The organism is Plantactinospora sp. B24E8, from assembly GCF_039871735.1.
GTDB lineage: Bacteria > Actinomycetota > Actinomycetes > Mycobacteriales > Micromonosporaceae > Plantactinospora.
This window is the reverse complement of the sequence record NZ_JBDPMH010000001.1, coordinates 60,599-87,013: the sequence shown is the minus strand read 5'-3', so window position 1 is coordinate 87,013 and position 26,415 is coordinate 60,599. Positions and strand designations below refer to the sequence as shown.

Here is a 26,415-nt window from a genome sequence, read left to right as displayed (position 1 = left end):
GCGACCCGCCGCCACCCACGCCCCGGTCGCCGTCGTCAGCCGTCGGTCACCGCCCGCCGCAGACCCGTCAACCCGGGTACGTCGATCCGCCGCCGTACCGCACCGGTGTCCGGGTCGGCGACGAGCAGGGCGTCGGGCTGGCCGACGTACACCACGGAGCCGTCGGCGGAGTGGGCGAGTCCGCGTACCTCGGCCGGGACGGACCACCGACCGACCGTGCCCTCGCCGGCCAGGGCCGGCACCGCGACCACCTCGCGACCGGCCGCGACCAGCAGGATCTTCGGCCCGGCGAAGGTGGCGAAGGCGGTGGTGGAGGCGCTGACACCGGTCGGCGGCTCGAACCGGACGGTCCGGCTGACCACAAGCTCGTCCGCGTTGATCACCGCCATCGTGCCGCTGCCGGCGTCCACCACGTAGAGGGTGCCGTTGCCCGGATCGGCGGTGATCGTGTGCCCGGGGCCGGGCCGCTCGCCGAACGGCGCCGGCAGGTCGACGCAGTACGCCCACCGTTCGGTGAGGCTCAGCGTGTGCACGAAGGCGTGCACGTGCGGACCGTCCCGCCGCGCCCCGGCGACCCGGTCCCGGGTGTGTACGTGCTCCGGCTGGTGCGTGTAGAGGGTGAAGAGTCGCCGCCGTCGCTGGTCGTACACGGCCTGCCGCCCCTCGCCGCGCATCTCCTCCTCGGCGCCCGGCGGTATCACCGACTTGGTCCGGGTGACCAGCGGTTGGAGTTCGCCCGAGGCGAGGTCGACCAGCCGGACCCGGTAGCGGTCCGGTGCGGTCGGCGGCAGGTAGTCGAGAACGAACAGCGCGCTGCCGGTGTCGTCGAACGCCTCCGGTTCCAGGTTGCCGGGCAGCTCCAGTCGGTGCCGTTGGCCGGCACTGTCCATGACCACGATCGTGGTCCGCTCCCGGGGTCCCGGCCGGTACGGGTCGTGTCCCGGCCCGGCGTCGGTGGCGAGCGCGACCAGCCCACCGTCCGACGAGGTGACCCGGACGGCAAGGTCACCGGTCACGCTGCCGCCGCTGACCACCGCCCCGTCCGGCAGCCGGTGACTGGTCAGCCGGGTGATCGCGCCGGCCGCCGCACGGTCGGCCCGGACGAGTCGCCGGTTGTCCCCGCTGAGCACCCCCGGGGCGGGCGTGACCAGCAGTTTCCCGGTCGCGGCGTCGACGGCGGCCAGCGCGCCGCCGGCCGTCTCGACCACGAGCACGTCGCCGGTGGCTGAGTTGGTGCCGGCGGTGCCCTGCTCGCCGGCCGTACGTCGGCAGCCGGTGATGGTCAGTACCGCGCCGGCGCCGGCTGTCGCGCCGACCAGTCGCAGCAGCTCACGTCGGGTTGTCATGCCGGGTAGAGGCGTGACGTGTCGACGTGGTTCCGGTCGATGTTCCACCGGGTCACCTTGGGGGGTGCCCGCCCCGGGACCGACGACGGTTGCCGCCGAGGTCGGCCCCGAGGCGGGCGCGGGTGATGAGCAGGCGTGGGTTGACCCAGGCGAGGAACCGGGCGTGCAGCAGCTTCGGGTCCGGGCCAGGATCAGGGTTGAGTCGGTAGAGGTCCTCGGTCGCGGCCTGCAGTGCGGCGCCGAGGTAGACGAAGAGACTCAACGGGTCGGCGTAGTAGTCGAGCGGCAGCAGGGTCCGCGCGGCCAGGCAGGGCCAGTCGGTGGCGCAGGCCCGGCAGAGCCAGATCGGCCGTACCGGAATGTGCGGTGGGGGCGGCGGTCCGGGTGACTTGCCGCCGTTGTTCATCCGGTGCCCCGGGCCCGGTGGGCCTGTGCGGGAGTCAGCCGGCCGGCACGGCCGATCTGATGCATTCCGGAGGGAGAATTCCACCACGGGCGTTCATTTCTCGGCCAGGGCGTGGGAAACGCGCGCAGCGCATTCGGCATTCTCACCCGGCCGATCGCCGGTTGGTCCGCAGCGGTGGGCGGGAACGGCATCGGCGTGGTCCCGACGAGGTCCGGACAACGCCACCGCAGCCCACATCGGCAGTACCGCCACCAGCGCCGCCAGTCCCGGCGATGCCGTGGCCACCAGGTCACCCCTTCCCGGGTACGACGTGCCATGTCGCCGCCCTCCTTCCGCCCGAGATCTGCTTCGTGGTGGACGCGGGGCCGCCCCGGGGAAAGGGGGGAAGGGGTTCTCCGGGACGGCCCCGCGCGGTTCCGCCCGTCCTATTCACACCCCGAGCGGTTCCGCTGACTTCCACTCTGGACAAGCGCCATCAGTTGCGATAGATGTTTGGTGCGTTCGTCGCGGAGTTGTCGGATCTGGAATGGGTCGTGTGGCGATCTGTGGCGGGCTGTGGAGTTGATCTTTTTGGTGTGGAGGAGGAGCAGATGGTGACCGTGGCCCAGAATTCCTTGATCGCCTTTATCGTCGACGAGATTCGCCGGGCGAGACTGTTGGCGGAGATGACCCAGGAGGCGTTCGGTCGGGGCATAGGCTTCTGCGCGTCGCAGGTCAGCGCGGTGGAGAACGGCACCCGGTCGCTGAGCCTCGAATACGTCCGGGGCGCCGACGTGGCGCTGAAGACCGGCGGCCTCTTCGAACGCATGGTGATCCGACTCAAACTCGACGGCGACCCCGGCTGGTTACGCGAGCGGATCGAAATCGAGCAGAAGGCCGAGGCGCTTCGGTGGTTTGAAAACGCCATCATCCCGGGACTGTTGCAGACCGAGGCGTACGCCCATGCCATCTTCGCAAGCGCCAGAGTGCTCAGCGCCGACGAGGTGGCCGAGCGGGTTGCCGGCAGGATGGAGCGCAAGTCCATCCTCAGTCGTGCGAAGCCGCCGCAGATGATGGTGGTGTTGGATGAAGGTGCGCTGCACCGGCCGGTCGGTGGGCCGAAGGTGATGCATGACCAGCTGCTACACCTGGCGACGGTGGCGGCGGAGATGCCAAACGTCTGGGTGCAGGTCGTACCAACCGAGGTCGGCGCCTACGCCGGCCTGACCGGGCCTTTTGTCATAGCCACGCTGCCAGGTGACGAAAACCTTGCCTACCTCGACAACTACCTCGAGGGCATGGTGGTGCACGACCCTACGGAGATAACGTCGATGGTCAAGGCGTGGGAGTTGATCCGAACCGAGGCGCTACCGCACAAGCAGTCGATGCAGTTGATATTGGAGGTGGCGGAGAGATGGAGCTGACCGGGGCGACCTGGCGGAAGAGTACGCGTAGCAATGGGCACAGCGGAGACTGTGTCGAGGTGGCGGACAACCTGCCGGGGATCGTCGGGGTGCGGGACAGCAAGGACCCGACCGGTCCGGCGCTCACCTTCGAGCCTCGGGCCTGGCGTGCCTTCGTTCGTACCGTCGTTTCCGCCTGACCGAGCACGGGCGTTCGTAGCCGCACCACCAGTCGACCAAGCTGATAGCAGAGGTGGCGGAGAGATGGAGCTGACCGGGGCGATCTGGCGGAAGAGCACGCGCAGCAACGGGTCGAGCGGCGACTGTGTCGAGGTGGCGGACAACCTGCCGGGGATCGTCGGGGTGCGGGACAGCAAGGACCCGACCGGTCCGGCGCTCACCTTCGAGCCCCGGGCCTGGGGTGCCTTCGTTCGTACCGTCGTTTCCGACTGACCCGCCCCGAGGCGGTGCCTGCCTATTCCTGACCGAGTGCGTACTCGACGGCCTGCCGAAGGCTCCTCGGTGGGCGCCCGAGCAGGCGGTGCAGGTCGTCGGTCTGCCGCTCCAGCATGCCGGAGCGGGCCAGGCCCATCAGGAAGCCCAACGGTCCCGGGATCCCTTCGGCCGCCTCCCGGTGTTCGACCGGTGATCCGGTGACCTCGGTCAAGGTCTCGGCGAGCTGCGGATACGTCCACAGCGGCCCGGTCAGGTCATAGCCGCGACCCAGGTACGTGTCGTCGGTCAGGACGTTCACGGCGGCCTCGGCGAGATCCGTCCGGAGTGCGGTATTGAGGCCACGGCCGCCGGTGCCGCCGACCAGGGTGCCGGACTCGACCGCATCGCGGAGACCCGGGTTGACGAATCCCTCGGTGTAGAACGGGTGCCGCAGCATGGCGTACCCGATCCCGCTGTCGACGATCGCCCGCTCGGTGGCGTGGTGGGGCGCGTTCAGACCCTCGCCACCGCGATCCGCGCCGAGGAAACTGGTGTACGCGATGGCCTGTACGCCAACTGTCACCGCGGCGTCGACCGCGGCGAGATGCTGCCGGGTACGGCGGTCCGGGGCAAGTTCGGGTGACGAGATCAGTAGTAGCCGTTCCGTCCCCCGGAACGCGGATTCCAGGCTCGCCGGGTTGTCGTAGTCGCCGTGTCGTACGTCGACGCCGAGCGCGGCCAGATCGGTGTGCCGGGCCGGGTCGCGTACGGCGGCGACGACCTGGTCGGCCGGCAGACGGGTCAGGAACTGGGCGATGACCAGCCGGCCGAGTGCGCCGGCGGCCGCCGAGACGACGATCATGTGTTTCCTCTGCTGGGCGACGGGTGCTGGACGACGGGTTGCCGGCGTGCCGCCGTGGCTCGGGCGGCCTGCGGGTTGGTTGATCACGTAAGGCGTGGCCGGCTGGGGAGCCTGTCGCAGAATCGGTTGGCGTGGCTTCTGTCCCGGTAAGTGATCTTTGTTGATACTTGATAGGTGGCTAAGGGGTTCAAGGTGGTGGATCGGGGGCAGCAGTTTCTGCTGCCCCCGAGTCTGTTGGACTGGTTGCCGGCTGATCATCAGGTGTGGTTCGTGATCGACGCGGTCGCGTCGATGGACACGACGGTGTTCACCTCCCGGGCCAGGCTGGGTGGGGCAGGGCAGGCGCCGTATGACCCACGGATGCTGTTGGCGTTGTTGATCTGGGCGTATGCGGGTGGGGTGACCTCGTCACGGCAGGTCGAACGTCGGTGCCGGGAAGACATCGCGTTCATGGTGATCTCCGGACTGGCCCGGCCGGACCACGCCACGATCGCCCGGTTCCGCAAGGACCACGAGGCGGCGTTCGAGACCCTGTTCACGCAGGTCCTGATGTTGTGCGGACGAGCGGGGATGGGCGGGCTGGCCCATATCGCGATCGACGGGACGAAACTCGTGGCGAACGCGTCGAGGAACGCGACCTGCGACGGCGAAGCACTACGGAGCATGGTGCGTCGACTGTTGGCCCAGGCGGAGGCCGATGACACCGTCGAAGACGAACATCAGGGGCCGGACAATGGGAACGATCTGCCCCCGGACCTGCGTGATCCGCAACAGCGGGCCGCGACGATCAACAGGTTGCTCGCCGACGCGGCTGTTGATCCCGACCCCGACCGGGCGAAGGCACGCACGTCGGCGGCCCGCCGGTTGAACCGCACGGTCGCACTCTGCGACGACCTCGCCCGCCGGCAACATAGCGCCTCGCAGCCGGTGCTCGACAAAGCCCGAGCCCGGCTGGCCAAGGCCCAGGACCGGCTGGCCCGCACCACCGCCCAGATCACCGCCACGAACCAGGCACGGCAGGCCCGCGATAAGGAACTCGCCGCCAACGGGCGGGCGTTGCCCGGCACCCGTCCCGTCCCGGTCGATCAACACGCCCACGTCCGCGCCGCCGTCGCGAGTGTCCAACGCGCCACCGCACGCCTGAACGAGAAGACCGCCGCGATCACCGACAACACCATGAAAGTCAACCGAACCGATCCTGACTGTCGGCTCATGCCCCGCCACGACGGCGGGTTCATTCCCGCCTACAACGCCCAACTCGCGGTGACCGCCGACCATCTCATCCTGGCCGTGCACCTCACCCAGGACACCAACGACGTCGCACAGGCCACCACGATGATCACCAAGACCGAAACCGCCGTGAACCTGCTACGCGACGAAACCAACCAGCCCACACTGACCATCGGCACCCTGCTCTTCGACGCCGGCTACAACAGCGACGCCAACCTCACCACCCCCGGCCCCGACCGGCTCATCGCCCAAAGCACCCGCCGTCGCCCCGCCGGCACCGCCCCACCCGAACAACCACCACCCCACGCCCCCGCCCGCGACCACATGGCCTGGCGACACACCACCACCGAAGGCAGAAACCTCTACCGCAAACGCGGAAGCACCGTGGAACCCGTCAACGCCCACCTCAAAGACCGCCGGGGACTACGCCGCCTCGCCCGCCGTGGACTAACCGCCGCCACCGCCGAACTCCACCTCGCCGCCGCCGTCACCAACCTCCTACGCCTCCACAGCCGCACCGCCACCACCTGACCAACCACCAACAGGTGCGGGCCGGCGCCCAGCGCCGGCCCCCACCCACAACCCACCCAGCCCACGCCACCAATTCCGCGACAGGCTCTGGGGCAGGCCGACGATTACGTGATCATGGATCGCCGACCCGGGGGCGCGCCACCGGATATCCAGTGGACGGCCACTGCTACCGCATGTTTCCCTATAAGCCCCCGACGGGGGTAGATTAGGGAACGATGAGTAATGAAATGTACTCGGTGGAACAGGTGGCGGAGCGGCTCGGCCTGCACGTCCGCACCGTGCGCGGCTACATCCGCACCGGCCGGCTCCGGGCGGTACGGATCGGCAAGCAGTACCGGATCAACCGTACGGATCTCGACGCGCTGACCGGCGGGCCGGGGTCGGGGTCGGTGCCACCCGCCGGGCGCTCACCGGTCGAGGTGTCGAGCATCGTGCAGGTCGACGGTGTCGACCGGGCCGCCGCCGACCGGCTGGGCACGTTCGTCCTGGCGACGGCGAACACCGCCGCCGACCCGGCCCACCCGCTGCGCGTCCAGACCGTGCACGACGAGGAACGGAACCGGATGAAAATCGTGATACTCGGCGGTGCCGCCGACACCGCCGATCTGCTGCGGCTGGTCGAGTCGGTGCTTGCCGGCGACAACGGGCTGCTTGCCGGCGACAACCGCCCGTCCGACCTCGCCGGGGAGACCGGCGGCGGGGAGGCCGGCGGTGCCTGACGTGATCCAGGAACGGGCCGGGGTCCAGGTGCTGGTCTGCGACCCGGCCGGGCCGCCGGTCGCCACCGAACAGGACGCGCTGGACCTGATCGGCGCGGCGTTCCTCGGCGCCGAGGTGGTGGCGGTTCCGACCGAGCGTCTCGACGAGCAGTTCTTCTCACTCGGTACCCGGTTCGCCGGCGAGGTCATGCAGAAGTTCGTCAACTACCGGCTGCGGCTGGTGGTGGTCGGCGACATCTCCCGACACCTCGCCGACAGTTCGGCGCTGCGTGCCCTGGTGCAGGAGTCGAACTCTGGCGGCCACGTCTGGTTCGTACCCGATCTTGACGCGCTCGACGCGCGGCTCCGGGCCGCCAGCGCCCAGCCGCCTCCGAGGCCGGCATGACGATGCACCCCGACGAGATCGACGTCGGTCAGGACCTTGTCGCGCGGCTGGTCGCCGGGCAGTTTCCGCAGTGGGCGGAGCTGCCGCTGTGGCCCGTGCCGACCGCCGGCACCGTCAACGCGCTCTACCGCCTCGGCGACAATCTTGTCGTACGGCTGCCCCGGGTCGCCTGGGGCGCGGACCCCGACCTGACCGAACGTGACTGGCTGCGCCGGCTGGCCCCGCACCTGCCGGTCGCCATCCCCACCCCGGTCGCGACCGGCCAGCCGACCGACGAGTACCCGTGGCCCTGGCTCGTCCTCGACTGGCTGGCCGGCACGAACCCGGTCCCCGGCCGACTCGTCGACCCGACCGGCCTGGCCGCCGGGCTCGCGGAGTTCGTCCAGGCGTTCCGCGAGGTGGACATCCCGGACGGGCCGAAGGCGTACCGGGGTGGGCCGTTGACCGGCCAGGACCCGCACGTCAGGAAGGCCCTCGCGGAGCTGGCCGGGACGATCGACGCGTACGCGGCCGGCGCGGTGTGGGAGGCGGCCCTGGCCGCACCCGCCTGGACCGGTCCGCCCACCTGGGTCCACGCGGACCTGATGCCCGGCAACCTGCTGACCACGGTGGATGGCCGGCTCGGCGGCGTCATCGACTTCGCCACGGTAGGGGTGGGTGATCCCGCCTGCGACCTGATCGTCGCCTGGAACCTGCTCCCCGACGGGGTACGCGACGACTTCCGGTCGGCGGTCGACGTCGACGACGCCACGTGGGCGCGGGCCCGGGGCCGGGCGCTCGCGATCTCGCTGATCGCCCTGCCGTACTACCGGGACACCAACCCACGGTTCGCCGCCGAGGCGCGGTACACCATCAACGAGATCGTCGCCGAATACCGGCACGGTGCCGTATGACATGGCTCGGCGTTGGTCGGTCGGTCCGTACGTCTTGATCGTTGCCGAGTCTGCTGCTTGGCTGACCGACATGACTGACCTCGGACCGGTTGCCTGGCCCCCGGAGCCGATCCGGACCGAGCGGCTCGTACTCCGTGGGTCCGAGGCCCGGGACCGGCCGGCGTTCGTCGAACTGCTGGCATCGCCGGAGGTGCACACCTACCTTGTCGCGCGGCTGGTCGCCGGACAGTTTCCACAGTGGGCGGGGCTGCGGCTGCGACCGGTGCCGACCGCCGGCACCGTCAACGCGCTCTACCGCCTCGGGGACAACCTTGTCGTACGGCTGCCCCGGAGGGACGCACGGCGCGCGCCGCCCGGTCGGGGAACACGGCTCGTCTCACCGTCCCGACGATCTGACGTCCTCGCCGGTGTACCGGGCTTTTGCCGCATCGGGGCCGTCACATCTGCCTGTCGGCGCGAGCGCGGGTGGCGACAAGGGTAGCCAGCAGGCGCAGCGCCTCGGCGCTCGCCGAGCCGGGCTCGGCGTGGTAGACGACCAGCTGCTGGCCCGGGGTCGCCCGGACGTCGAAGGCCTGCATGCGCAGCGTCATCGGGCCCACCTCGGGGTGGCGAAACGTCTTCCTTTCGAGCTGCTTGCCACGAACGTCGTTCTGTCGCCAGAGGGTCCGGAAGCGGGCGCTGCGCGCGAGCAGTCCCTCGCAGACCTGGGTGAGGCGCGGGTCGCCCGGCCAGGAACCGAGCGCCAGTCGCAGACCAGCCACGGTGTTGGCGGCAGCAGTGGACCAGTCCGCGTAGAAGGTGACGGCATCGGGATCGCAGAAGACGATCTCCGCGAGGTTGCGCGACGTCGGAAATCCGCCGAAGAGTGCTCTCCCGAGGCTGTTGCCGGCGAGAACGTCGTACGCACGCCCCAGCACCAGTGCCGGATTGTCCGGCCACATATCCATGAGTTGCAGGAGCCCGGGATCGACCTGCTCGACCGGACCGGAATTACGCTGCGGGCTCAGGCCGGCCAGCCGGAACAGGTGGCCGCGGCCGTCCTCGTCGAGCCCCAGCGCGGTGGCGAGGGCATTGACGACCTGGGGTGAGGGATTGCGCTCGCGCCCCTGCTCCAGCCGGATGTAGTAGTCGACGCTGACCCCGGCGAGCAGGGAGATTTCCTCCCGCCGCAGTCCGCTGACCCGACGCTGGCCGACGGCGGGGAGGCTCACCTGCTCCGGGGTTACCCGGGAGCGGACGCTGCGTAGGTAGGCGCCGAGAGCAGAGGCGGTCATGGCGCCACGCTACGAGAATTTTCGCCGGTGGTCCTGGGTGGGTGGCACCCAGGACCACCGCTACCTGGCATCCACCACGCCCCCGAGACATCGTGATCACGGGAACGGAACCCGCTCCGCCGGCAGACAGGCCAACGGCCGCGCCGGTGATCACACCATGGAGAAGGTTATGACGACCGACGACACACCGGCCGCCGTTGTAGCGGCACTGCAGCGGCGGTGGATCTTTGAGTGGGACCGCCGGGAAGGTGACCCCGCATTCGACTTTGAGGCCAACCTCGCTGGTTACTACGACCTGGACAGCGATGACGTCATTCTGTTCGACGACTTCGACCCGCAGCGACGCGTACTGCGCAGCGCAAGCGAGTACGGGAAGGTCTTCGCACCGGCGTTCACCCAGCTGCGCACCGCCGAACACGCCATCGAGCGGGCACCAGACGTGATTGTCTCCGGTGACCTCGCCGCGACGCAGATGGTCTTCATCGCACGCCTGACCGCTGCCGACGGCTCGATCATGGGCACGAGGGCCATCAACTCCCAGATCTGGCGCAGCGGCGACGACGGTCGCTGGCGCATCGTCCGAGATCACACCTCAGTCGAGCAGATTCCCGCCGGCGAGGCGGAACACGCGATGCGCACCCTTCCTCGCAGCTGACGCGCACCAGGCGGCATCGGTGGCGCGGCCAACCTTGACGCGGCCCGTCCCCAGACGCGCCTGCCTGCTCGGACCCTCCGTGCAGCCTGTCGATTGCAATCAACACAGGCTGTTGAGGGCGTCGGCGGAGGGACTGCCCGGCTCTGCCTGGTAAGTGATGATCGTTTGGTCTTCGGCGCCGGCGATCGAGAGTGCTTGGCGTCGAAGCGTCAGGGGGCCCACGAGCGGATGCACGAACCGCTTGATCTCATTCCGTACCGGTCGCACGTCATGGTTTTCCCAGAGACGCCGGAAGTCGCCGTCCATCAGCATCGAGGAGATGAGTTCGGCAGTCGCGGGATCGCGCAGGTCCCCCTCTGCGCGCAGCGCGGCGGCGGTCTGTACGGCGATCTCCTGCCAATCGGGCAGAAGGCCGCGGACATCATTTTCGAGGAACACGTCCCGGACGAGGTTACGCCCAGGCGTGTACATCGGCGAGAGCGCCATGGCGAGCTTGTTGGCTGCCAGGACGTCGAAGCCGCGGTTGCGCACGTACGCCGGGGTCGTGCCCCAGGAATCGATCAGCTGCCGGACGTCCTCGCCGACCTCGCGGTGCCTCTCGACCGCCTGAGCCGGGGCGGCCAGCGCGTACAGGTGCGCGGTCTCGTTCCGGTCCAACCGCAGGGCGGTCGCCAGGGCGCGCAGCACCTGGGTCGAGGGGTTGCGATCCTTCCCCTGCTCCAGCCGGGTCAGGTAGTGCTGGCTGATCCCCGCGATGCGGGCCAACTCGTCTCGGCGCAGGCCGGGCACGCGCCTGCGCCCCAGGGACCGCACACCCGCCTGGTCTGCCGTGACCCGTCCGCGACGCGCCTGCAGAAAGTCGCCGAGGAGGTTCTGACCGCTCACACGTCGCAGCGTAACCCTGTCAGGGTGCTGGCAGCCCACGCTGGGCTGACGGATCGTCATGGCATGAAGACATGGTTCATCACCGGCGCGTCCCGCGGCTTCGGCCGGGCCTGGGCCGCCGCCGCGCTCGCCAGGGGAGATCGGGTCGCCGCAACGGCACGCAACGAGCAGGCCCTCGAGGGTCTGGTCGAGGCGTACGGCGACAGGGTCCTGCCTCTCGTCCTCGACGTCACCGACCGCTCGGCCGTCTTCGCGGCCGTCTCCCGGGCCACCGAAGCGTTCGGCACCCTGGACGTCATCGTCAACAACGCCGGCTACGGCTTGTTCGGCATGATCGAGGAAACCACCGAGGAACAGGCCCGCGCCCAGATGGAAACGAACTTCTTCGGGGCTCTCTGGGTGACCCAGGCCGCGCTGCCAGTGCTGCGGGCGCAAGGCAGTGGTCACATCATGCAGGTGTCCAGCATCGGCGGCCTCGCCGCCTTCCCCACTCTGGGGCTTTACAACGCGTCGAAGTGGGCGCTGGAGGGCCTCAGCGAAGCCCTCGCAGCGGAGATCGCGCCGCTGGGTGTCAAGCTGACGATCGTCGAGCCGGGACCGTACGCCACGGACTGGTCCAACGACTCGGCCGTGCACACCGACCCCATAGCGGCCTACGAACCCGTGCGCGAAGCGCGCCGCGCCGGCGCGGCGGCCCGCACGCCTGCCGACCCCGCCGTCACGGCGCAGGTCATCCTGACTCTGGCCGACACCGCCCAACCACCCCTGCGCCTGTTCCTCGGCCCCTATCCGTACCCGGTCGCGGAGAAGGTGTACCAGGATCGGCTAGCGACGTGGCACGAGTGGCGCTGGCTCGCCGAGCAGGCAGTGCCAGCCCGAGAGGAGAAGGCGTGATCGAGCGTCAGCCCGGGCCCGTGCACATCGTCGGGGCAGGGCCCGGTGCGGCGCCGCGGTGGCACGCCGCTTCGCGGGCGCCGGCCACCCCGTCGGGCTCATAGCCCGACATCAGGAACGGCTCGACGCGCTGGCGGGGGAACTGGCCGCCGACGGCGTCGAGGTGCAGACGGCCGCCGCTGACGCGACCGACGCCGTGGCCCTGGCGGAGGCGCTGAACGCACTGGCGCACCGTCAAGGGCCGTCTTGATCGTTGCCGAGTCTGCTGGTTGGCTGGCCGACATGACTGACCTCGGCCCCGTCCCCTGGCCGCCGGAGCCGATCCGGACCGAGCGGCTCGTACTCCGTGGGTCCGAGGCCCGGGACCGGTCGGCGTTCGTCGAACTGCTGGCATCGCCGGAGGTGCACATCTACCTCGGCGGCCCTCGGCCGCGTGCCGAGCTTGAGCGGGAACTGCCCGAGGTGCCCGAGCGGTGGCCCGGCAGCTTTGTCGTGGAACTCGACGGGGCGATGATCGGCCAGATCCTGCTCAGGAGAGCAACGGGGCACCGCCGCCCGGCTGCCGTGGGAAAGGCCGACCTCGGTTACCTGTTCCTGCCCCAGGTGTGGGGCTCCGGGTACGCCGCCGAGGCGTGCGCGGCGGCGCTCGACTGGTTCGACGCGGTCCTCCCCGGCGAGCCGGTCATACTTACCACCCAGTCCGCCAACGTCAGCTCGATGCGGCTTGCGGCGAAGCTGGGGTTCACCGAGGTGGAGAGGTTCCAGGCCTGGGACGCCGAGCAGTGGCTCGGGCAGCGGCCCCCGGTCACGCCGGCCGCCTGAGTTCACGCTTCGGGGGTCGGTGGTCCAGGAGATCTGCTGCAACACGTCGAGCAACGATATGCCTACGCACGTGACTCAGACCGCGAGCACGAGCGCCACGTCGTTGACCGTGGATGGCCCTGCAGGGCCAACACCCGGCGACCTCGCTACTTTGGGTATTCGCCGAACAGATGAGGAAGGACACGTCGACGCACGCTCACGTCCGTGGACGCTGACGATCTCATGCGGGTATCGGCCCGATCTGGTTGTGTCAGCACCGGCCGCCGCTGCGCGCGGGGTTTCGATCGGGATTCGTGGGCGCTACCGCAGTTGGTCGCGGCGGCGGGTCAGGTTGGCGGTCTCGGCGGTGTTGCCGGCCAGCTCGATGGCTTTGTCGTAGGCCGCGCGCGACTGCTGACTTTGGCCCAGCCGGCGCAGCAGGTCGGCGCGGGTCGCGTGGTAGGCGTGATAGCCGGCCAGCTCGTCCTCAAGACGGTCGACGGCCGCCAGCGCCACCTCCGGTCCGTCGAGCTCGGCGACCGCGATGGCCCGGTTGAGGGCGACGATCGGCGAGGAGTCGAGGTGGACGAGTTGGTCGTAGAGGGCGACGACCTGTGACCAGTCGGTGTCGCGGATGTCGCGGGCGGAGGTGTGCACGGCGTTGATCGCGGCGAGGATCTGGTAGCGGCCCGGAGCCACGCCGGCGGCAGCAGCGGCGAGGCGCTCGCGCACGAGCCGGTGACCCTCGGCGATCAGCGCCTTGTCCCAGGCCCCACGGTCCTGCTCGTCGAGGGTGACCAGTTCGCCGCTGGCCGAGACTCGAGCGGTGCGGCGAGCCTCGGTGAGCAGCATCAGCGCCAACAGCCCGGCCACCTCACCGTCGTCCGGCAGGAGGGCACGGATCAGGCGGGTGAGCCGGATCGCCTCGGCGGTCAGATCGTGACGTACGGGATCGGTGCCGGGGCCGGTCGCCAGGTAGCCCTCGTTGAAGACCAGATACAGCACGGCGAGTACGCCGGAGACGCGTACCGGGAGATCCTCGGCGGCCGGCACGCGATAGGGGATCCGAGCCGCCTTGATCTTGGCCTTCGCGCGGGTGATCCGCTGCTCCAAGGTGGTTTCCCGCACCAGGAAGGCGCGAGCGATCTCGGACACGGTCAGCCCGCCGAGCATGCGCAGCGTCAGCACCACGCGGGCTTCCATCGCCAGCGCCGGGTGGCAGCAGGTGAAGATCAGCCGCAGCCGGTCGTCGTCGATGGCACCGAGAGGCTCGGGTGGGAGGTTGTCGTACACCATCTGAGCCTCCTTGTGCTTGTCGTCGCGCTTGTTCTCGCGCCTGATCCGGTCGATGGCCTTGCGAACGGCGGTGGTGGTCAGCCAGGCGCCGGGGTTGGGAGGTACGCCGTCGGCGGGCCACCGCTCCACGGCGGTCGCGAACGACTCGGCCGCTGCGTCCTCGGCAATGTCGAGGTCACCGAAACGCCGGGTCAGCGAGGCGACCACCCGGGCCCACTCGTCGTGGTGGGCCCGGGTGATCGCCTCCTCGACGTCGCTCACTGGAACGGCCGCACCTCGATCTTCCGATCGCAGACCTTCGACGCCTCGGCGGCGAGCTTGAGCGCCACATCCAGATCGGGGACCTCCCACACCCAGACGCCGGCGAGGTACTCCTTCGACTCCACGAAAGGCCCGTCGCTGAACACCGCCTGCTCGCCCCGGTTGTCGATGACCGTAGCCGCGTCGGTGCTTGTGAGTCCGCCCGCGAAAACCCAGTAGCCCTCGGCGATCAGTCGTTCGTTGAACGCGCTGATGGCAGGCAGCCTGTCCGTGCTGCCGGGATTGCTCTTGTCATCGATCACGGAAACCAGGTACTGCATTTGAAGATCAACTCCTCTGGTGTCAAGACAGCGTGGTTCGACGGTCAGGGATTTCAGGCCGTTGCATACCGCGGGCGCCCGGCCGGCCGGTAGACCTGGATCGTCACGCCCTTCGAGTCGACCCGCGACTCGACCAGGTCGAGCGCAAGATCTGGACCGGTCTCCGGGAACAGCCATCCGCCGCGCTCGAACCCATTCGGGTGGTCGTCCGTGGGGGCGCCGTTGTTCTGCATCACTCCATCAACGGAGATCTGGGTCATGGTCGTCAGCTTCATGGTCGCGGTTCCTTGCCTTGGCACCGCCCCTTGTCGGCGGCCTCACCCCTGCTACGAACACCACCACCCCGATCCGACACCCCTCCCGGACTTCTTTGCAGAATTTTCCGGGACGTCCGCGCATGCTGCAGAAGGCACGCCCGGCTTGCCGCAGCTCGGCACCATGCGTGAGTGGAGGGCCTCTTCGATGCGACAAATCCGTCACAACAGGGAATACTCCACAAATCGCGAACGTCGGGGCGGGCAACGTATCGCTGGCCCGCAGTAGCAGTTGCGCGGCACCGTGCGCCCGAACCGGCGGGCTGGACGGAGGAGGTGCACCGCAGCGTCGGCGAGCAACTCCCGGTGCTGCTGACCCGCTGGGAGGCCGAGCCACCCGCGGTGAGGTTCGTGCTGGCGTGCCTCGCCGGGTTGCATCCCCAGCACGGACGGCGGATCGGAGCCCAGGTCGACGCCATGGCGCGGGAGTTCCACGGCACCAGACCGGGCGCGTACCTGCTGCTGGCCGACGCGCTCGTCGACGGCCGGGACGATCAGGCGTTGGCGCTCGCGGCCGACATTCTCGCCTGGGCGGACGACCTCGACCCGGGCTGGCTCGATGCCGCCAACGTGCCCACCGCCGTGAAGGCGGGCCACGTGCTCGCCGACGGCGCGTTGCGCGCCCTCAACGTCGAGTAGCCGGCCCTCGGGTGCGAGGGGGATGCTGGCTAGCATCGTCGGCATGGCTACGCGGCTCGTTCAGATCACCATGAAGGCCCGGGACGACGCCGCGCTGGGCGGCTTCTGGGCGGAGGTGCTCGGCTGGGGAGTCTCCAGCGAGGGACCCGGCGTGACCAATCTCGAACCCGAGGGCTTCGCCTACCCCGACCCTGTCGCGGTCTGCCTCGACATCGTCGCCTCTGCGGAACCCAAGACGGTCAAGAACCGCGTCCACGTCGACCTCGCCACCACCTCGAAGGCCCACCAGGCGGAGTTGGTCGCGCGCCTGAAGGAGCTCGGCGCGACCCCCGCCGACGTGGGCCAGGGCGACGTCCCCTGGACGGTCATGGCCGACCCGGAGGGCAACGAGTTTTGTGTGCTGGACTGGCACGACCCGGTCCAGGACACCGGACCGATCGCCTCGGTGGTGGTCGACTGCGTGGATCCGCGCGCCATGGCCCGATTCTGGGGTGAGGCCACGGACTGGACCGTGCACAAGGTGACCGACCAGAGCGCGGTGTTGCGCTCCGCCCAGGGCGTGGGCCCGTATCTGCAGTTCCTCCGCACACCCGACGTGAAGACCGGGTGGAACCGGGTCCACCTCGACGTCCGCCCGTATCCGGGCGGCGACGTGGAGGCGGAGGTGGCCCGACTGCGGGCTCTCGGCGCCAGACCGATCGACCTGGACCAGGATGTCCCGTGGAAGGTCCTGGCCGACCCGGAGGGCAACGAGTTCTGCCTCCTCGCCCCACGCTGACCCGAACCCCCGCTCAGCACCGCCCTCAGTCCGGATTCCGCGACCCGCCCTGGTCGGGTGCGTCGAGCTTTGCCAGGAAGCGGAGGAAGTGCGGGTCGAAGCGGGCCGGGTCGGCGGCGTACACCTCGGCGGGTGACCACCAGCGGACCTGGCGGAACTCGCCGGCGTCCGGCGTGATCGGCTGGTCGCGACCGCACTCGACCGGAAACCAGAGGCTGACGTCGGTGTGCCCGGCGTCGATGCCGACGGTCCGGGTCACGGTGAGGAACACCGGCCGGTCCCGGAACCGCACCCGGTGACCGGCGCCATCGTCCTCCGGGGTGAGGCCCAGTTCCTCCGCCGCCTCCCGGCGGGCGGTGTACGCCGGATGCTCGTCCGGGTCGACGTGCCCACCCGGCGGCAGCCAGAGCTTCGCGTTGACGTGGTCGACCAGCAGCACACTGCCGTCGGCCGGATCCACCGGTACGACGTACGAGACCAGGTGCCGGTCCGGCGTCGCCGGCTTGACCCGGCGGAACACGTCGTCGGTGCCGCGCAGCCAGCGCAGCGTCTCCGACCGGTGTTCCTCCTCCAATCCGTCGCCGGGGACCAGCCCGGAGACGAGATCGTGCACCACCGCCACCGACTCACGCATCCGACGATCATGCACCAGATTGGCGGCGCCGGATCATCCGTTGTCGAACGGCAGGAACTTCTGCCAGGCGACACAGCCGGGGCGTTGTCCGCCGTTGAGCAGGAACTCGCGGGCGGCCTGTCGTACCAGGTCGAGCGGAATCTCCGAGTCGTGCGGAAACTCCCGCTCGCTGTTCATGTAGTAGTAGAAGACCTGGTCGTACCTGCTCGGGGTGCCCCGCCTGTACCAGTTGGCGCCGTCGCCGTTGAACCAGAGGCCGCCGACCCCGTCCTCCGCACTGACCGCCACGGCGAACTCGTGATCGGGGAGCCCGTTCGGCCGGGCTGGAATGATCACGTCATGGGCGACGACGACCGGACAGGCTCCGAGGAACTGCTGACCAGACGGTTCTCCCTGCGTCGTCCCACCCCGGCCGACGTCGACACGATCCACCGCATCCACCGCGACCCCGAGGCGTGCGCGCACAACCCCGGCGACATGCTTGCCAGTCGCCCGGAGGCTGAGGACCTCTACCGTCGGTGGGACAGTCACTGGCGGGAACACGGTTTCGGGTACTGGGTGATCCGCCCGCGTACCGCCGACGAGCAGGCCGCCAGCCTCGGCTTCTGTGGTCTCAAGGTGATGAGCCTCGCCGGTCGGGAGGTGCTGAACCTCTTCTACCGCCTCGACCCGGTCGCCTGGGGCGACGGCGTGGCCACCGAGGTCGCGACGACGGTCGTCGACTGGGCGAGCGTCCGGCTGTCGGGCCGCCCGATCGTCGCCCGCGTCCGGCCGGACAACGTCGCCTCCGCCACCGTTGCCGTACGGGCCGGGCTGCACCGCGCCCCGCACCTCGACACGGATGGGGAGGACGGCCTCGACTGGATTTTCACCAGGGGCTGGCCGGACGAGCCGTCGTCGCCGTTCCGCCACCGGTAGGGCTGCGCCTCGGCTGCCGCCGTTCCAGGGTTGCTACGGCAGTTCCAGGAACTCCCGTAGGGCCGTTTCGATGGCGGCCATGGTGGTGTGGGAGACGAAGCCGTGATTGTCGCGCAGGGAGGTCCGGTCCAGGATCTGCACGACACTGTGGATTCTGACGTACGCTCCGGCGAGCGGATCGTCGTCATCGAGGCGTACCGCGAGATGATTCGGGTGGGGTACGTCGCGGACGACGGTCAGTGCCCAGATGGCGAGTTCTTCGACGCTGTTGTACTCGTCGTTGCTGATCACCAGCACGCGGTGCTCGCTGCTGCCTCGCAGCAGGGTCCAGATCTGCCCCCGCCTCACCACTGGGAGTCACGGAGGGCGAGGTCGTTGCTCTCCTCGACCAGCGCCCGGTCCTCCTCGACCTGTTGGACGGACCGTCGACGCAGGTATTCCCCGTACGCCTGTGCTGCTTCCCGCTGGCGTGCCCGGCGTGCCTCTGGAAGGACGCGCCGGACAGCTTCGACAACGGCGGCGGACGCGTTGCCCCGGCTCTGCAGGTAGGCGGCGACGTCGTCCGGCACGCTGATGCTCAGCTTCACGGTCATACTTTCATCCTACCGGCTGGCGCCTCCTCTCCACGTGCCACGACGCGAGGGTGGCCAGGGCAAAAACGGCGGTGGCGGCGTACAGCACCGGCGGCAGGCCGACGGCGGAGCCGAGCAGACCGGCGCTGACCGCGCCGACCGGGGCGGCCAGCATGCCGACCGCACGCTGGGCGCTGCCCACCCGACCGAGCAGTTCCGCCGGCACGTGGCGCTGCCCGTACGCCGCCCAGAGGGCGTTCCAGCACGCGGTTCCGGCGGAGAAGAGGGCCAGGGCGACCGCCCCCGGCACCGGATGCCGGGCCAGCGCCAGTACGCCGATCGCGACCGTCTCGGCGACGAGTACCCCGCGCAGCGCCGGCAGCGTGCCGTACCGGGTGCCGAGCCGACCGGCGACCAGTCCCCCGCCCAGCGAGCCGACCACCGCCGCCGCCATGAACAACCCGTACCCGGCCTCGGGCACGTGCAGCACCTCCAGCGCGTACAGCACGATGACCGCGATCAGGCCGCTCGTCGCCAGGTTGGTGACCATGGTCAGCCCGGTGATCCGGCGCAGTGTGCCGTCCCGCCAGATCCAGCGCAGCCCGTCGCCGAGTTCCGCCTGGAACCGCCGTGACCGGTCGGCCCGCCGGGTCCCGGCGGCGGACTGTCGGGTGAGCGAGGGGACCGGCGTCGGGCGCAGGGTGAGGGCGAGCAGGGCGGCGACCGCGAACGTGGCGGCGTCGATCGCGAACGGCAGCGCCGCCGCGGCCGCGAAGAGCACCCCGGCCAGTGGGGCGCCGACAAAACCGCCGGCCACCGCCGTACCGGCCTGGAGCCGGCCGTTCGCGGCGGCGAGCCGTTCCGTCGGTACGACGGCGGGCAGCATGGCGAACGCGGCCGCGTCGAAGAGTGTGCCGAGGGTGGCGAGCAGGAACGCGCAGCCGGCGAGCAGTACGACGCCGACCGGTCCCGGGCGGATCGTGCCGGCGGCCACCAGCAGCGCGAACGCCCCCACCAGCGCGGCCCGTACGCCGTCCACGGTCGCCATCGTCCGGCGCCGGTCCCACCGGTCGGCGTACACGCCGCCGAGCAGCCCGAAGAGCAGCGGCGGCAGCTGACCCGCGACGACCACCGCCGCGATCGTCCGGGGATCCCGGCTGACCGTGGCGGCGAGCAGCGCCAGTGCCGGGGTACGCAGTGCGTCGCCGAGTCGGGACAGCACCGTTGCCGTCCACAGTGGCCAGAATCGTCGATCCGTCATGCGCCGTGCCGTCCCTCACCGCAGGTGGGCTGCCCGGGAGCGGAACGCCGCCCGGGACCGGGAGGCACCCGGGTGGGCGTACCCGGGTGGAACCCGGCTGCCGAGGGTGGTGCCTCAGCCTGGTCGAGGGTCAAGCCGGGCGTCACGGCCCGGGAGGCGGTCGACGGCCGGCCGAGTGCCCTGCCGGACGACCGGGGCGTGACGTCCCGGACTGCTCCGTTGCGCACCGCGCGGGGTGATCGTCGCGGAACGTCCGCGATGATCGGGTTCGGCCGGGCCGGCGGGTGGACGACAGGTGGACGAAAGATGAACGACAGGTTGCCGGCGATGTGCCGAGTTCCCCGGGACGTCGCGGCGGGCCCCGCGATGTGGCACCATGACCGCCAAGGAGGGGAGTATTCCCCCGACGGCGATGTCGTCAGCACGGGAGCCGACCGGTGTGAGCCGGATGGCGAACCGGCACCGCCGGCCACTGGCGTGATCACGCTCGGTGGTGGAAAAGACCTCCGACAGACACCATCCCTGCGCGCCACCTGGTGGCGACGACGTGTGCCTGCCGGAGGAACAACGTGGAAACGATGGACGTCAGTGGCCTGGTCTGGGGAATCAGCCTGGTCGTACTGGTCGCGGTACTGCTCGCCGACCTGTTGATCATCGGTCGTCGGCCGCACGAGCCGAGCATCAAGGAATCCGCACTCTGGGTCACCCTCTACGTCGCGCTGGCCATCGTGTTCGGCATCGGCGTCTGGGTGTTCGGCGGTGCCAAGTTCGGGGCCGAGTTCTACGCGGGCTGGTTGACCGAGTACAGCCTCTCGATCGACAACCTCTTCGTCTTCGTGATCATCATGGGCCGGTTCGCCGTACCCCGGTATCTCCAGCAGGAGGTGCTGCTGATCGGCATCATCCTGGCGCTGGTGATGCGGGGCGGGTTCATCGCCGCCGGCACCGCGCTGATCAGCCAGTTCGCCTGGGTCTTCTACATCTTCGGCGCGTTCCTGATCTACACCGCGATCGGCTTCCTCCGGCAGGGCCACGCCGACGGCGGCGACTTCAAGGAGAATCCGGCGATCCGCTGGGCTCGACGGGCGGTGCCGTTCTCCAACGAGTTCCAGGGCGTCAAGCTGACCACCCGGGACGAGGCCGGCAACCGGCTCTTCACCCCGATGCTGATCGTGCTGATCGCGATCGCCACCACCGACCTGATCTTCGCCCTCGACTCGATCCCGGCGATCTTCGGCGTCACCGAGGACCCGTACCTGGTCTTCACCGCGAACGTCTTCGCGCTGATGGGACTCCGGCAGCTCTACTTCCTGCTCGGCGGACTGCTCGACCGGCTGGTCTACCTCAACATCGGGCTCGCCGTGGTGCTCGGCTTCATCGGCGTCAAGCTGGTCCTGGAGGCCCTCGCCGACAACAACCTGCCGTTCGTCAACGGTGGCGAGCACGTCGAGTGGGCGCCGCACATCCCGATCCAACTCTCGCTGACCGTGATCATCGGAACGCTGCTGATCGCCACCGTCGCCAGCCTGGTCAAGTCCGCAAGGGACGGCCGCAAAGCCCGGCTGGGGGCGCCCCCGGTCCCGGCCGGCGACGTACCCGCCGAGCCGGTCGCCGACGGAACCCGCTCCGAGCGCCGCTGACCCCCGAACCCGTTACCGGCCAGCCGAACCGGAACTGGCCGGTAACGGGAGGCGGATCGTCGGTCCGGACCGGTACGGTGAGCGCCGTCGTCGGACGGGAGTACGCGGAAATCCCGTTCCCGAGCGGGAGAAGGGCATCGTGGACCGGACCTTCCAGGTCGACCTGCGTGGCGTGGTCGACCTGCTCAGTCACCACCTCTACGGCAGTCCCCGGGTCTACGTCCGGGAGCTGCTGCAGAACGCGGCGGACGCCATCACCGCACGCCGGGCCGCCGACCCGGCCGCGCCGGCCGTGGTCCGGATCGAGCCGCCGGAGCTGACCGGCGACGGCACCCTACGGGTGCACGACACCGGGATCGGTCTGACCGAGGCGCAGGTGCACGAACTGCTGGCCACCATCGGCCGCAGCTCGAAGCGCGACGAACTCGGCTTCGCCCGACACGAGTTCCTCGGCCAGTTCGGCATCGGGTTGCTCTCCTGCTTCCTCGTCGCCGACCAGATCCAGGTCCAGACCCGGCACGCCGACGAGCCGACGGTGCTCTGGACCGGCTACGCCGACGGCCGCTACCGGGTCGAGCTGGCCGGGGCCGGAGCACAGCGGTCCGAACCCGGCACCACCGTCACGCTCACCCCGCGGCGCGGCGCCGACAAGTGGCTGACCGGTCCGACGGTGACCGAACTCGCCCGGCTCTTCGGCTCGCTGCTGCCGATCCGGGTCTACGTCGGCGACGTCGAGACGACCGCCGGCCCGCCGCCGTGGTCGACCGACGCCGACAACGCCGCTGGCATGACCACCGTCGGTGGCATCGCCGCCGCCCGCCGGGAGCGGCTGATCGCGTACGCCCGCGAGGTGCTCGGGTTCACCCCGTTCGACGTGGTGCCGCTGTCGGTGCCGGAGGCCGGGCTGACCGGGGTGGCGTTCGTGCTGCCCGCACCGGTCAACCCGGCGGCCCGGGCCGGGCACCGGGTCTACCTCAAGCGGATGCTGCTCACCGAGGGCGCCGAGGGCCTGCTGCCGGACTGGGCGTTCTTCGCCCGCTGCGTGGTCGACGCCAGCGAGCTGCGCCCGACCGCCAGCCGCGAGGCGCTGTACGAGGACAGCCTGCTGGAGAGCACCCGGGAGGCGCTCGGCGACCAGCTCCGGGGCTGGCTGGTCCGGCTCGCCGACGGCAACCCGCTGCGGCTCGCCGAGTTCCTCCGGGTGCACCACCTCGGGGTCAAGGCACTGGCCCTGCACGACGACGAGATGCTCCGGCTGGTCGAGCGCTGGTGGCCGATGGAGACCAACCTCGGGCAGACCACCCTCGCCGAGTTCCGCGAACGGCACGGCCTGATCCGGTACGCGGCCAGCATCGACGAGTTCCGGCAGCTCGCCGCGGTGGCGGCGGCCCAGGACCTGGCGGTGGTCAACGCCGGTTACACGTACGACAGTGAGATCGTCGAGCGGTTGCCGACGGTGGACCGGTCGGTGCTGATCGAACGGCTGGAGCCGAGCGACCTGACCACCCGGTTCGACGCCCTCGACCCGGGCACCGCGCTGGCGGTGCGGCCGTTCGTCACCGCCGCGCAGCGGGCCCTGGACCGGCTCGGTTGCGAGGTGGTGGTGCGGTCGTACGCCCCGGCCTCGTTGCCCGCCCTCTATCTGGTGAGCCGCTCGGCGATCTTCCACGAGCAGCTGCAGTCGACCCGGGAACGGGCCGACGAGACCTGGGCCGGGGTGCTCGACGCGATCGCCGCCTCCGGTCCGCCGGAGCGCCCGCAACTGGTGCTCAACCACCGCAACCCGTTGGTCCGCCGGATCACCGCGCTGACCGACCCGGAACTCGTCGGCCTCGCGGTCGAGGCCCTGTACGGCCAGGCGCTGCTGCTCGGCTACCACCCGATCCGGCCCGCCGACGCCGCCCTGCTCAACAGCTCGTTCCTCGGCCTGCTCGGGCGGGCCGTGCCCGGACAGGAGTGACGACCGTGGTTTCCAGCAACGACGATCTCCGGCGTGCCCTCGACCGGGTCGGCGAGATGCCGTACGGCAGCGGCCAGATCGCCGCCGTCGAGCAGGTGATCCAGCAGGCCGACGCGGCCGGCGACGACGAGGTGGCCTTCGCCGCCCGGATGCTCGCCACCACCGCGTACGTCTACGGCGGTGAGCCGGCCCGCTCGTTCGTCACCTTCTCCTGGTGCCTCGCCGACTTCGACAACAAGCCGCGCCCCTGGCACAACCGCTACCGGCACAACCTGCTCTGGTACTTCAAGTACATGGTCAACGGTCTGCTGGCCTTCCCCGAGGTGCCGCTGCACCGGGCCACCGCGGTCCTCGACGACATGGAGCGGCGCTACCGCGAGGGCGGGCACAGCCTGCAGGCGGTGTACAAGATGCGGCACCGGGTGGCCCGGCACCTGGGGGCGGACGACGAGGCCGAGGAGTGGTACCGGCGGTGGACCACCACCCCACGCGACGAACTCTCCGACTGCGCCGGCTGTGACCCGTCGACGCAGATCGACTACCTCGCCGGCACCGGACGCGACGAGGAGGCGGTGGCGCTCGCCGAGCCGGTGCTCGCCGGCAGGCTCAGCTGCACCGAGCAGCCGCAGGGGGTGCTCAGCGCGCTGCTGATGCCGTACCTGCGGACCGGGCGGCGGGAGGAGGCGCGGCAGGCGCACCTGCGGGCGTACCGCCGGCACCGGGGCAACCTCGCCGACCTGTGGGACATCGGCGACCACATCACGTTCTGCGTGGTGACCGGCAACGAGGTACGCGGACTGGAGCTGCTCGAACGGCACATCGACTGGCTGGACCGGGCCCCGTCACCGGCCGCCGCGATGATGTTCGCCGCCAGCGGGGCACTGCTGCTGGGTCGGCTCGACACCAGCGGGCGCGGCGAGCTGACCGTCCGCCGCCGGGCGTACGGGGAGCGGCCGGCGGCCGAGGTGCCGGTCGGGGTGCTCGCCGGGGAGCTGACCGAGCACGCCCGCCGGGTGGCCGCCCGGTTCGACGAGCGCAACGGCACGGCGAACCAGTCGGCGGCGGTGTCCCGGCGGCTGGCGTTGACCCCGGTCGGCGACTACCTGCCGCTCTCCGCCACGGTCCGGCGCCCGGCCCCCGCCGGTGCCACCCCGGCCGGCGCCACCGGTCCGGCCCCCGCCGCCGAACCGGTCCTGCCGGTCCGGCCCCGGGTCCCGCTCGACCTGCCGGCCACCGCGACGCCGACGGAGCTGCTCGACCTCGCCGACGACGCGTGGCGGACCGACCGGGACGACGACCTGGTGACGGTGCTGGCCGCGTTCGACGAACGGTTCGCCGACCGGGAGCACGAACCGCTGGTCGCGGCCCGGCGGCTGGAGTTCACCGCGGTCGAACGGCACCGGGCCGACGACGTGGCCGGTGCGGTGGCGGTGAACCGCGAGGCGGTACAGCGCTACCGGCAGGTGCCCGACCCGTTGCGGGAGCAGGTGGTCACCAGTCGGCTCGCCGTGCTGCTGGCGTTGACCGGCGAACCGGAGGAGGCGCTGGCGCTCGCCGGACCCGCGACGGCGTACCTGGCCGAACACGGCAGCGGGGCGCAGCGGGCCGCCGCCCACGACCGGCACTCCGTGGTGCTCGCCGAGACCGGGCGCGGCGAGGAGGCGTTGGCGGCGGCGGACCGGGCGGCGGCCGAGGCGACAGACGCCGACGACCCGCACCTGACGGCCCGGCTCGCGCTGCGCCGGGTACGCCTGCTCGAACTGCTCGACCGTCCGGCCGAGGCCGGCGAGGCCGCGTTGCGGGCCCGGGACCTCTACCGGGAGCTGGGTCTGGCCGAGCCGTACACGGTCGCCTGTCTCGGGTACGCGAACTCGCTCGACGACCCGGCCCGGGCGGTCGAGGCGTACGACGAGGCGCTGCGGGCGGCGACCGCCGACCTCCAGTTGCCGGTCCGGATCGGGCGGGCCCGGGCGCTGGTCGCCGGCAACCGGGCCGCCGAGGCGGTCGAGGACCTGGTGGAGGCGGTCGCGATCTGCGTCGAGCGGGACATCGTCGACGGGGCGGCGATGCTGCGCTGGGAGTTGGCTGACGCGTACCGCCGGGCGGGCCGCGCGGTCGAGGCGGCCGAGGCGGCGGAGGAGGCGATCGGCGCGCTGGACCGGCTCGGGCAGCAGGCCGACGCGGACCGCTGCCGGCACATGCTGGTCGGCGTCTACCTGTCGCTCGGTGAGCAGGAGATGGCGCTCACCCTCCTCGACGAACTGGCGGAGAACCTCGACGGTCCGGACAACCTGCCGCACCGGGCGCAGGTGCTGGAGGAGGCCGGCCAGATCCTCTACAACCAGGACCGGGACAATGTCGCGGCGCAGCGGTTCGCCGCGGCGGCGGCCGCGTACCAGACCGCCGGGCTGCGACTGGACGAGTTGCGTGCCCGGCGGCGGGAGATCGCCGCGTTGTCCTGGGCGGGTGACCCGGAGGCCGCGCTGGCGGCGATGGCCCGGGCCGACGCGCTCGCCGCGAGCCTGCCCGTCGAGAGTGTCGGGCAGACCGGTGCCGGGGCCGACCAGCCGTTCGACGAGTCCGGCGCCGCCGGTTCCGGGGGTGGTGTCGACCCGGACCCCGGGTCGGATGGATCCGAGCAGTCGGCCGACGGCTCCGGGCACGGACACGGGCACGGACATGGGCACGGGCACGAGAACGGAGACGAGGACGGTCCGGGCGGGCCTGCGCTGCGCTGGGAACGGGCGATGGTGGCCGAGACCGGCGCGCGGGCGCTGCTCGCCGCCGGTCGGGAGACCGACGCACTGGACCGGCTGGCCGGGGTCGCCGACCGGCTGCGGTCGATCGAGGCGTTCGGTGAGGCATCGCAGGTCGACCTGCTCGTCGGTGAGCTGTTGGTCCGGCTGGGCCGGCCCGGCGACGCCGAGCCGCTGCTGCGCGGCACCCTCGGGGGCCTGCCCGAGCAGTCTCCGCTGTCGCGGCAGGCCGCCTGGTGGCTGGCCGAGTCGCTGACCGCGTTGGGCCGGGAGGAGGAGGCCGACGCGCTGCGTACCGCGTACGCGCTCAACGTCGACGAGTGACGTCATCCTCGTTCCGGGGATCGCCCAGGTGGCCGGTGATTGAC

The 26,415-nt window shown here is 70.7% G+C and carries 29 protein-coding genes and 1 pseudogene; 17 read left to right on the top strand and 13 right to left on the bottom strand.

The genetic code is table 11. The features are described 5' to 3' along the window. Positions 1-35: 35 nt before the first annotated feature. Together ABGB21_RS00415 and ABGB21_RS00410 are read right to left on the bottom strand one after the other, a co-directional pair. Positions 36-1,346: a hypothetical protein gene (locus tag ABGB21_RS00415; RefSeq protein WP_347655443.1), complete on the bottom strand. Its 1,311-nt coding sequence runs from the start codon at positions 1,344-1,346 to the stop codon at positions 36-38. Positions 1,347-1,398: 52 nt separating this feature from the next. Next, entirely contained in the window at positions 1,399-1,752 is a 354-nt protein-coding gene (locus tag ABGB21_RS00410; protein ID WP_347655442.1) for a hypothetical protein, read from the bottom strand. A gap of 488 nt (positions 1,753-2,240) precedes the next feature. Here ABGB21_RS00410 and ABGB21_RS00405 point away from each other — a divergent pair, with 488 nt between their 5' ends. The 3 genes from ABGB21_RS00405 to ABGB21_RS00395 all read left to right on the top strand — a co-directional run bounded on the left by ABGB21_RS00405 (position 2,241) and on the right by ABGB21_RS00395 (position 3,587). Beyond that, complete coding sequence (locus tag ABGB21_RS00405; protein WP_347655441.1) at positions 2,241-3,155, top strand: helix-turn-helix transcriptional regulator; 915 nt, start codon at positions 2,241-2,243, stop codon at positions 3,153-3,155. Next, the gene (locus ABGB21_RS00400; RefSeq protein WP_347655440.1) at positions 3,146-3,334 is read left to right on the top strand and encodes a DUF397 domain-containing protein; all 189 of its coding nucleotides are present in this window, start codon (positions 3,146-3,148) and stop codon (positions 3,332-3,334) included. The genes ABGB21_RS00405 and ABGB21_RS00400 overlap by 10 nt, the downstream gene beginning before the upstream one ends. Positions 3,335-3,398: 64 nt before the next feature. Beyond that, complete coding sequence (locus ABGB21_RS00395) at positions 3,399-3,587, top strand: DUF397 domain-containing protein (RefSeq protein WP_347675907.1); 189 nt, start codon at positions 3,399-3,401, stop codon at positions 3,585-3,587. Between the two features lie 22 nt (positions 3,588-3,609). On the opposite strand, the gene ABGB21_RS00390 is transcribed toward ABGB21_RS00395, so the two are convergent. Beyond that, on the bottom strand, positions 3,610-4,431 hold the full coding sequence (locus ABGB21_RS00390) for an NAD(P)H-binding protein (RefSeq protein ID WP_347655438.1): 822 nt from the start codon (positions 4,429-4,431) through the stop codon (positions 3,610-3,612). A gap of 174 nt (positions 4,432-4,605) precedes the next feature. Between ABGB21_RS00390 and ABGB21_RS00385 the strand changes: the two genes are divergently transcribed. From ABGB21_RS00385 to ABGB21_RS00370, 4 genes are all read left to right on the top strand, one after another. Next, positions 4,606-6,192, top strand: coding sequence for a transposase (locus ABGB21_RS00385; protein ID WP_347655437.1), 1,587 nt, complete (start codon positions 4,606-4,608; stop codon positions 6,190-6,192). Positions 6,193-6,407: 215 nt separating this feature from the next. Beyond that, the gene (locus tag ABGB21_RS00380) at positions 6,408-6,911 is read left to right on the top strand and encodes a helix-turn-helix domain-containing protein (protein ID WP_347655436.1); all 504 of its coding nucleotides are present in this window, start codon (positions 6,408-6,410) and stop codon (positions 6,909-6,911) included. Continuing rightward, positions 6,904-7,296, top strand: coding sequence for a DUF4180 domain-containing protein (locus tag ABGB21_RS00375; protein WP_347655435.1), 393 nt, complete (start codon positions 6,904-6,906; stop codon positions 7,294-7,296). The genes ABGB21_RS00380 and ABGB21_RS00375 overlap by 8 nt, the downstream gene beginning before the upstream one ends. Continuing rightward, the gene (locus ABGB21_RS00370; protein ID WP_347655434.1) at positions 7,293-8,189 is read left to right on the top strand and encodes an aminoglycoside phosphotransferase family protein; all 897 of its coding nucleotides are present in this window, start codon (positions 7,293-7,295) and stop codon (positions 8,187-8,189) included. Before ABGB21_RS00375 ends, ABGB21_RS00370 begins: the two co-directional genes overlap by 4 nt. 437 nt (positions 8,190-8,626) lie before the next feature. Here ABGB21_RS00370 and ABGB21_RS00365 read toward each other — a convergent pair whose 3' ends face one another. Continuing rightward, on the bottom strand, positions 8,627-9,463 hold the full coding sequence (locus ABGB21_RS00365) for a helix-turn-helix transcriptional regulator (protein ID WP_347655433.1): 837 nt from the start codon (positions 9,461-9,463) through the stop codon (positions 8,627-8,629). Positions 9,464-9,632: 169 nt separating this feature from the next. Here ABGB21_RS00365 and ABGB21_RS00360 point away from each other — a divergent pair, with 169 nt between their 5' ends. After that, the gene (locus ABGB21_RS00360; RefSeq protein WP_347675905.1) at positions 9,633-10,118 is read left to right on the top strand and encodes a hypothetical protein; all 486 of its coding nucleotides are present in this window, start codon (positions 9,633-9,635) and stop codon (positions 10,116-10,118) included. Between the two features lie 99 nt (positions 10,119-10,217). Here ABGB21_RS00360 and ABGB21_RS00355 read toward each other — a convergent pair whose 3' ends face one another. Continuing rightward, on the bottom strand, positions 10,218-11,003 hold the full coding sequence (locus ABGB21_RS00355) for a helix-turn-helix transcriptional regulator (protein WP_347656198.1): 786 nt from the start codon (positions 11,001-11,003) through the stop codon (positions 10,218-10,220). A 63-nt stretch (positions 11,004-11,066) separates the two neighbouring features. On the opposite strand from ABGB21_RS00355, the gene ABGB21_RS00350 reads away from it, so the two are divergent. The 3 genes from ABGB21_RS00350 to ABGB21_RS00340 are packed head-to-tail and all read left to right on the top strand — an operon-like array spanning position 11,067 to position 12,719. Beyond that, positions 11,067-11,897, top strand: coding sequence for an SDR family NAD(P)-dependent oxidoreductase (locus ABGB21_RS00350; protein ID WP_347675903.1), 831 nt, complete (start codon positions 11,067-11,069; stop codon positions 11,895-11,897). Positions 11,898-11,955: 58 nt separating this feature from the next. Further along, positions 11,956-12,147 (top strand): hypothetical protein, encoded by a 192-nt coding sequence (locus ABGB21_RS00345; protein ID WP_347675901.1) that lies wholly within the window; start codon positions 11,956-11,958, stop codon positions 12,145-12,147. Positions 12,148-12,179: 32 nt separating this feature from the next. After that, positions 12,180-12,719 (top strand): GNAT family N-acetyltransferase, encoded by a 540-nt coding sequence (locus ABGB21_RS00340; RefSeq protein ID WP_347656193.1) that lies wholly within the window; start codon positions 12,180-12,182, stop codon positions 12,717-12,719. 300 nt (positions 12,720-13,019) lie between these two features. Here ABGB21_RS00340 and ABGB21_RS00335 read toward each other — a convergent pair whose 3' ends face one another. From ABGB21_RS00335 to ABGB21_RS00325, 3 genes are read right to left on the bottom strand one after another with little or no spacing between them, the layout of a single operon-like run. Beyond that, entirely contained in the window at positions 13,020-14,255 is a 1,236-nt protein-coding gene (locus ABGB21_RS00335; RefSeq protein ID WP_347675899.1) for an RNA polymerase sigma factor, read from the bottom strand. Then, on the bottom strand, positions 14,252-14,575 hold the full coding sequence (locus ABGB21_RS00330; RefSeq protein ID WP_347656190.1) for a YciI family protein: 324 nt from the start codon (positions 14,573-14,575) through the stop codon (positions 14,252-14,254). The genes ABGB21_RS00335 and ABGB21_RS00330 overlap by 4 nt, the downstream gene beginning before the upstream one ends. Positions 14,576-14,628: 53 nt before the next feature. Further along, a complete protein-coding gene (locus ABGB21_RS00325) occupies positions 14,629-14,850 on the bottom strand; it encodes a hypothetical protein (RefSeq protein WP_347656189.1) in 222 nt (73 codons plus the stop codon). Positions 14,851-15,165: 315 nt separating this feature from the next. Here ABGB21_RS00325 and ABGB21_RS00320 point away from each other — a divergent pair, with 315 nt between their 5' ends. Continuing rightward, a complete protein-coding gene (locus tag ABGB21_RS00320; protein ID WP_347675897.1) occupies positions 15,166-15,528 on the top strand; it encodes a hypothetical protein in 363 nt (120 codons plus the stop codon). Between the two features lie 43 nt (positions 15,529-15,571). Next, positions 15,572-16,306: a VOC family protein gene (locus tag ABGB21_RS00315; RefSeq protein ID WP_347656185.1), complete on the top strand. Its 735-nt coding sequence runs from the start codon at positions 15,572-15,574 to the stop codon at positions 16,304-16,306. 25 nt (positions 16,307-16,331) lie between these two features. Here the strand turns inward: ABGB21_RS00315 and ABGB21_RS00310 are convergent, their stop codons facing one another. Both ABGB21_RS00310 and ABGB21_RS00305 read right to left on the bottom strand, forming a co-directional pair. Further along, on the bottom strand, positions 16,332-16,940 hold the full coding sequence (locus ABGB21_RS00310) for an NUDIX hydrolase (RefSeq protein ID WP_347656183.1): 609 nt from the start codon (positions 16,938-16,940) through the stop codon (positions 16,332-16,334). A 33-nt stretch (positions 16,941-16,973) separates the two neighbouring features. Continuing rightward, positions 16,974-17,276 carry an Imm1 family immunity protein gene (locus tag ABGB21_RS00305; protein WP_347656181.1) on the bottom strand — a complete coding sequence of 101 codons (303 nt, stop codon included), beginning with the start codon at positions 17,274-17,276 and terminating at the stop codon, positions 16,974-16,976. A gap of 3 nt (positions 17,277-17,279) precedes the next feature. Here ABGB21_RS00305 and ABGB21_RS00300 point away from each other — a divergent pair, with 3 nt between their 5' ends. Continuing rightward, positions 17,280-17,858 carry a GNAT family N-acetyltransferase gene (locus ABGB21_RS00300; protein WP_347675895.1) on the top strand — a complete coding sequence of 193 codons (579 nt, stop codon included), beginning with the start codon at positions 17,280-17,282 and terminating at the stop codon, positions 17,856-17,858. Between the two features lie 33 nt (positions 17,859-17,891). Here ABGB21_RS00300 and ABGB21_RS00295 read toward each other — a convergent pair whose 3' ends face one another. The 3 genes from ABGB21_RS00295 to ABGB21_RS00285 are packed head-to-tail and all read right to left on the bottom strand — an operon-like array spanning position 17,892 to position 19,691. After that, positions 17,892-18,206: a type II toxin-antitoxin system PemK/MazF family toxin gene (locus ABGB21_RS00295; RefSeq protein ID WP_347675893.1), complete on the bottom strand. Its 315-nt coding sequence runs from the start codon at positions 18,204-18,206 to the stop codon at positions 17,892-17,894. Continuing rightward, positions 18,203-18,451, bottom strand: coding sequence for a hypothetical protein (locus ABGB21_RS00290; protein WP_347675891.1), 249 nt, complete (start codon positions 18,449-18,451; stop codon positions 18,203-18,205). The genes ABGB21_RS00295 and ABGB21_RS00290 overlap by 4 nt, the downstream gene beginning before the upstream one ends. A 4-nt stretch (positions 18,452-18,455) precedes the next feature. Continuing rightward, positions 18,456-19,691: an MFS transporter gene (locus ABGB21_RS00285; protein ID WP_347675889.1), complete on the bottom strand. Its 1,236-nt coding sequence runs from the start codon at positions 19,689-19,691 to the stop codon at positions 18,456-18,458. Between the two features lie 578 nt (positions 19,692-20,269). Here ABGB21_RS00285 and ABGB21_RS00280 point away from each other — a divergent pair. The 3 genes and pseudogenes from ABGB21_RS00280 to ABGB21_RS00270 form a co-directional block, all read left to right on the top strand. Then, positions 20,270-21,247: pseudogene (locus ABGB21_RS00280) on the top strand (TerC family protein); the annotation flags it as partial. Positions 21,248-21,470: 223 nt separating this feature from the next. Beyond that, the gene (locus ABGB21_RS00275) at positions 21,471-23,291 is read left to right on the top strand and encodes an HSP90 family protein (protein WP_347656173.1); all 1,821 of its coding nucleotides are present in this window, start codon (positions 21,471-21,473) and stop codon (positions 23,289-23,291) included. Positions 23,292-23,296: 5 nt separating this feature from the next. Further along, positions 23,297-26,371, top strand: a complete 3,075-nt coding sequence (locus tag ABGB21_RS00270) for a hypothetical protein (protein ID WP_347675887.1) — start codon at positions 23,297-23,299, stop codon at positions 26,369-26,371. Positions 26,372-26,415 lie beyond the last annotated feature (44 nt).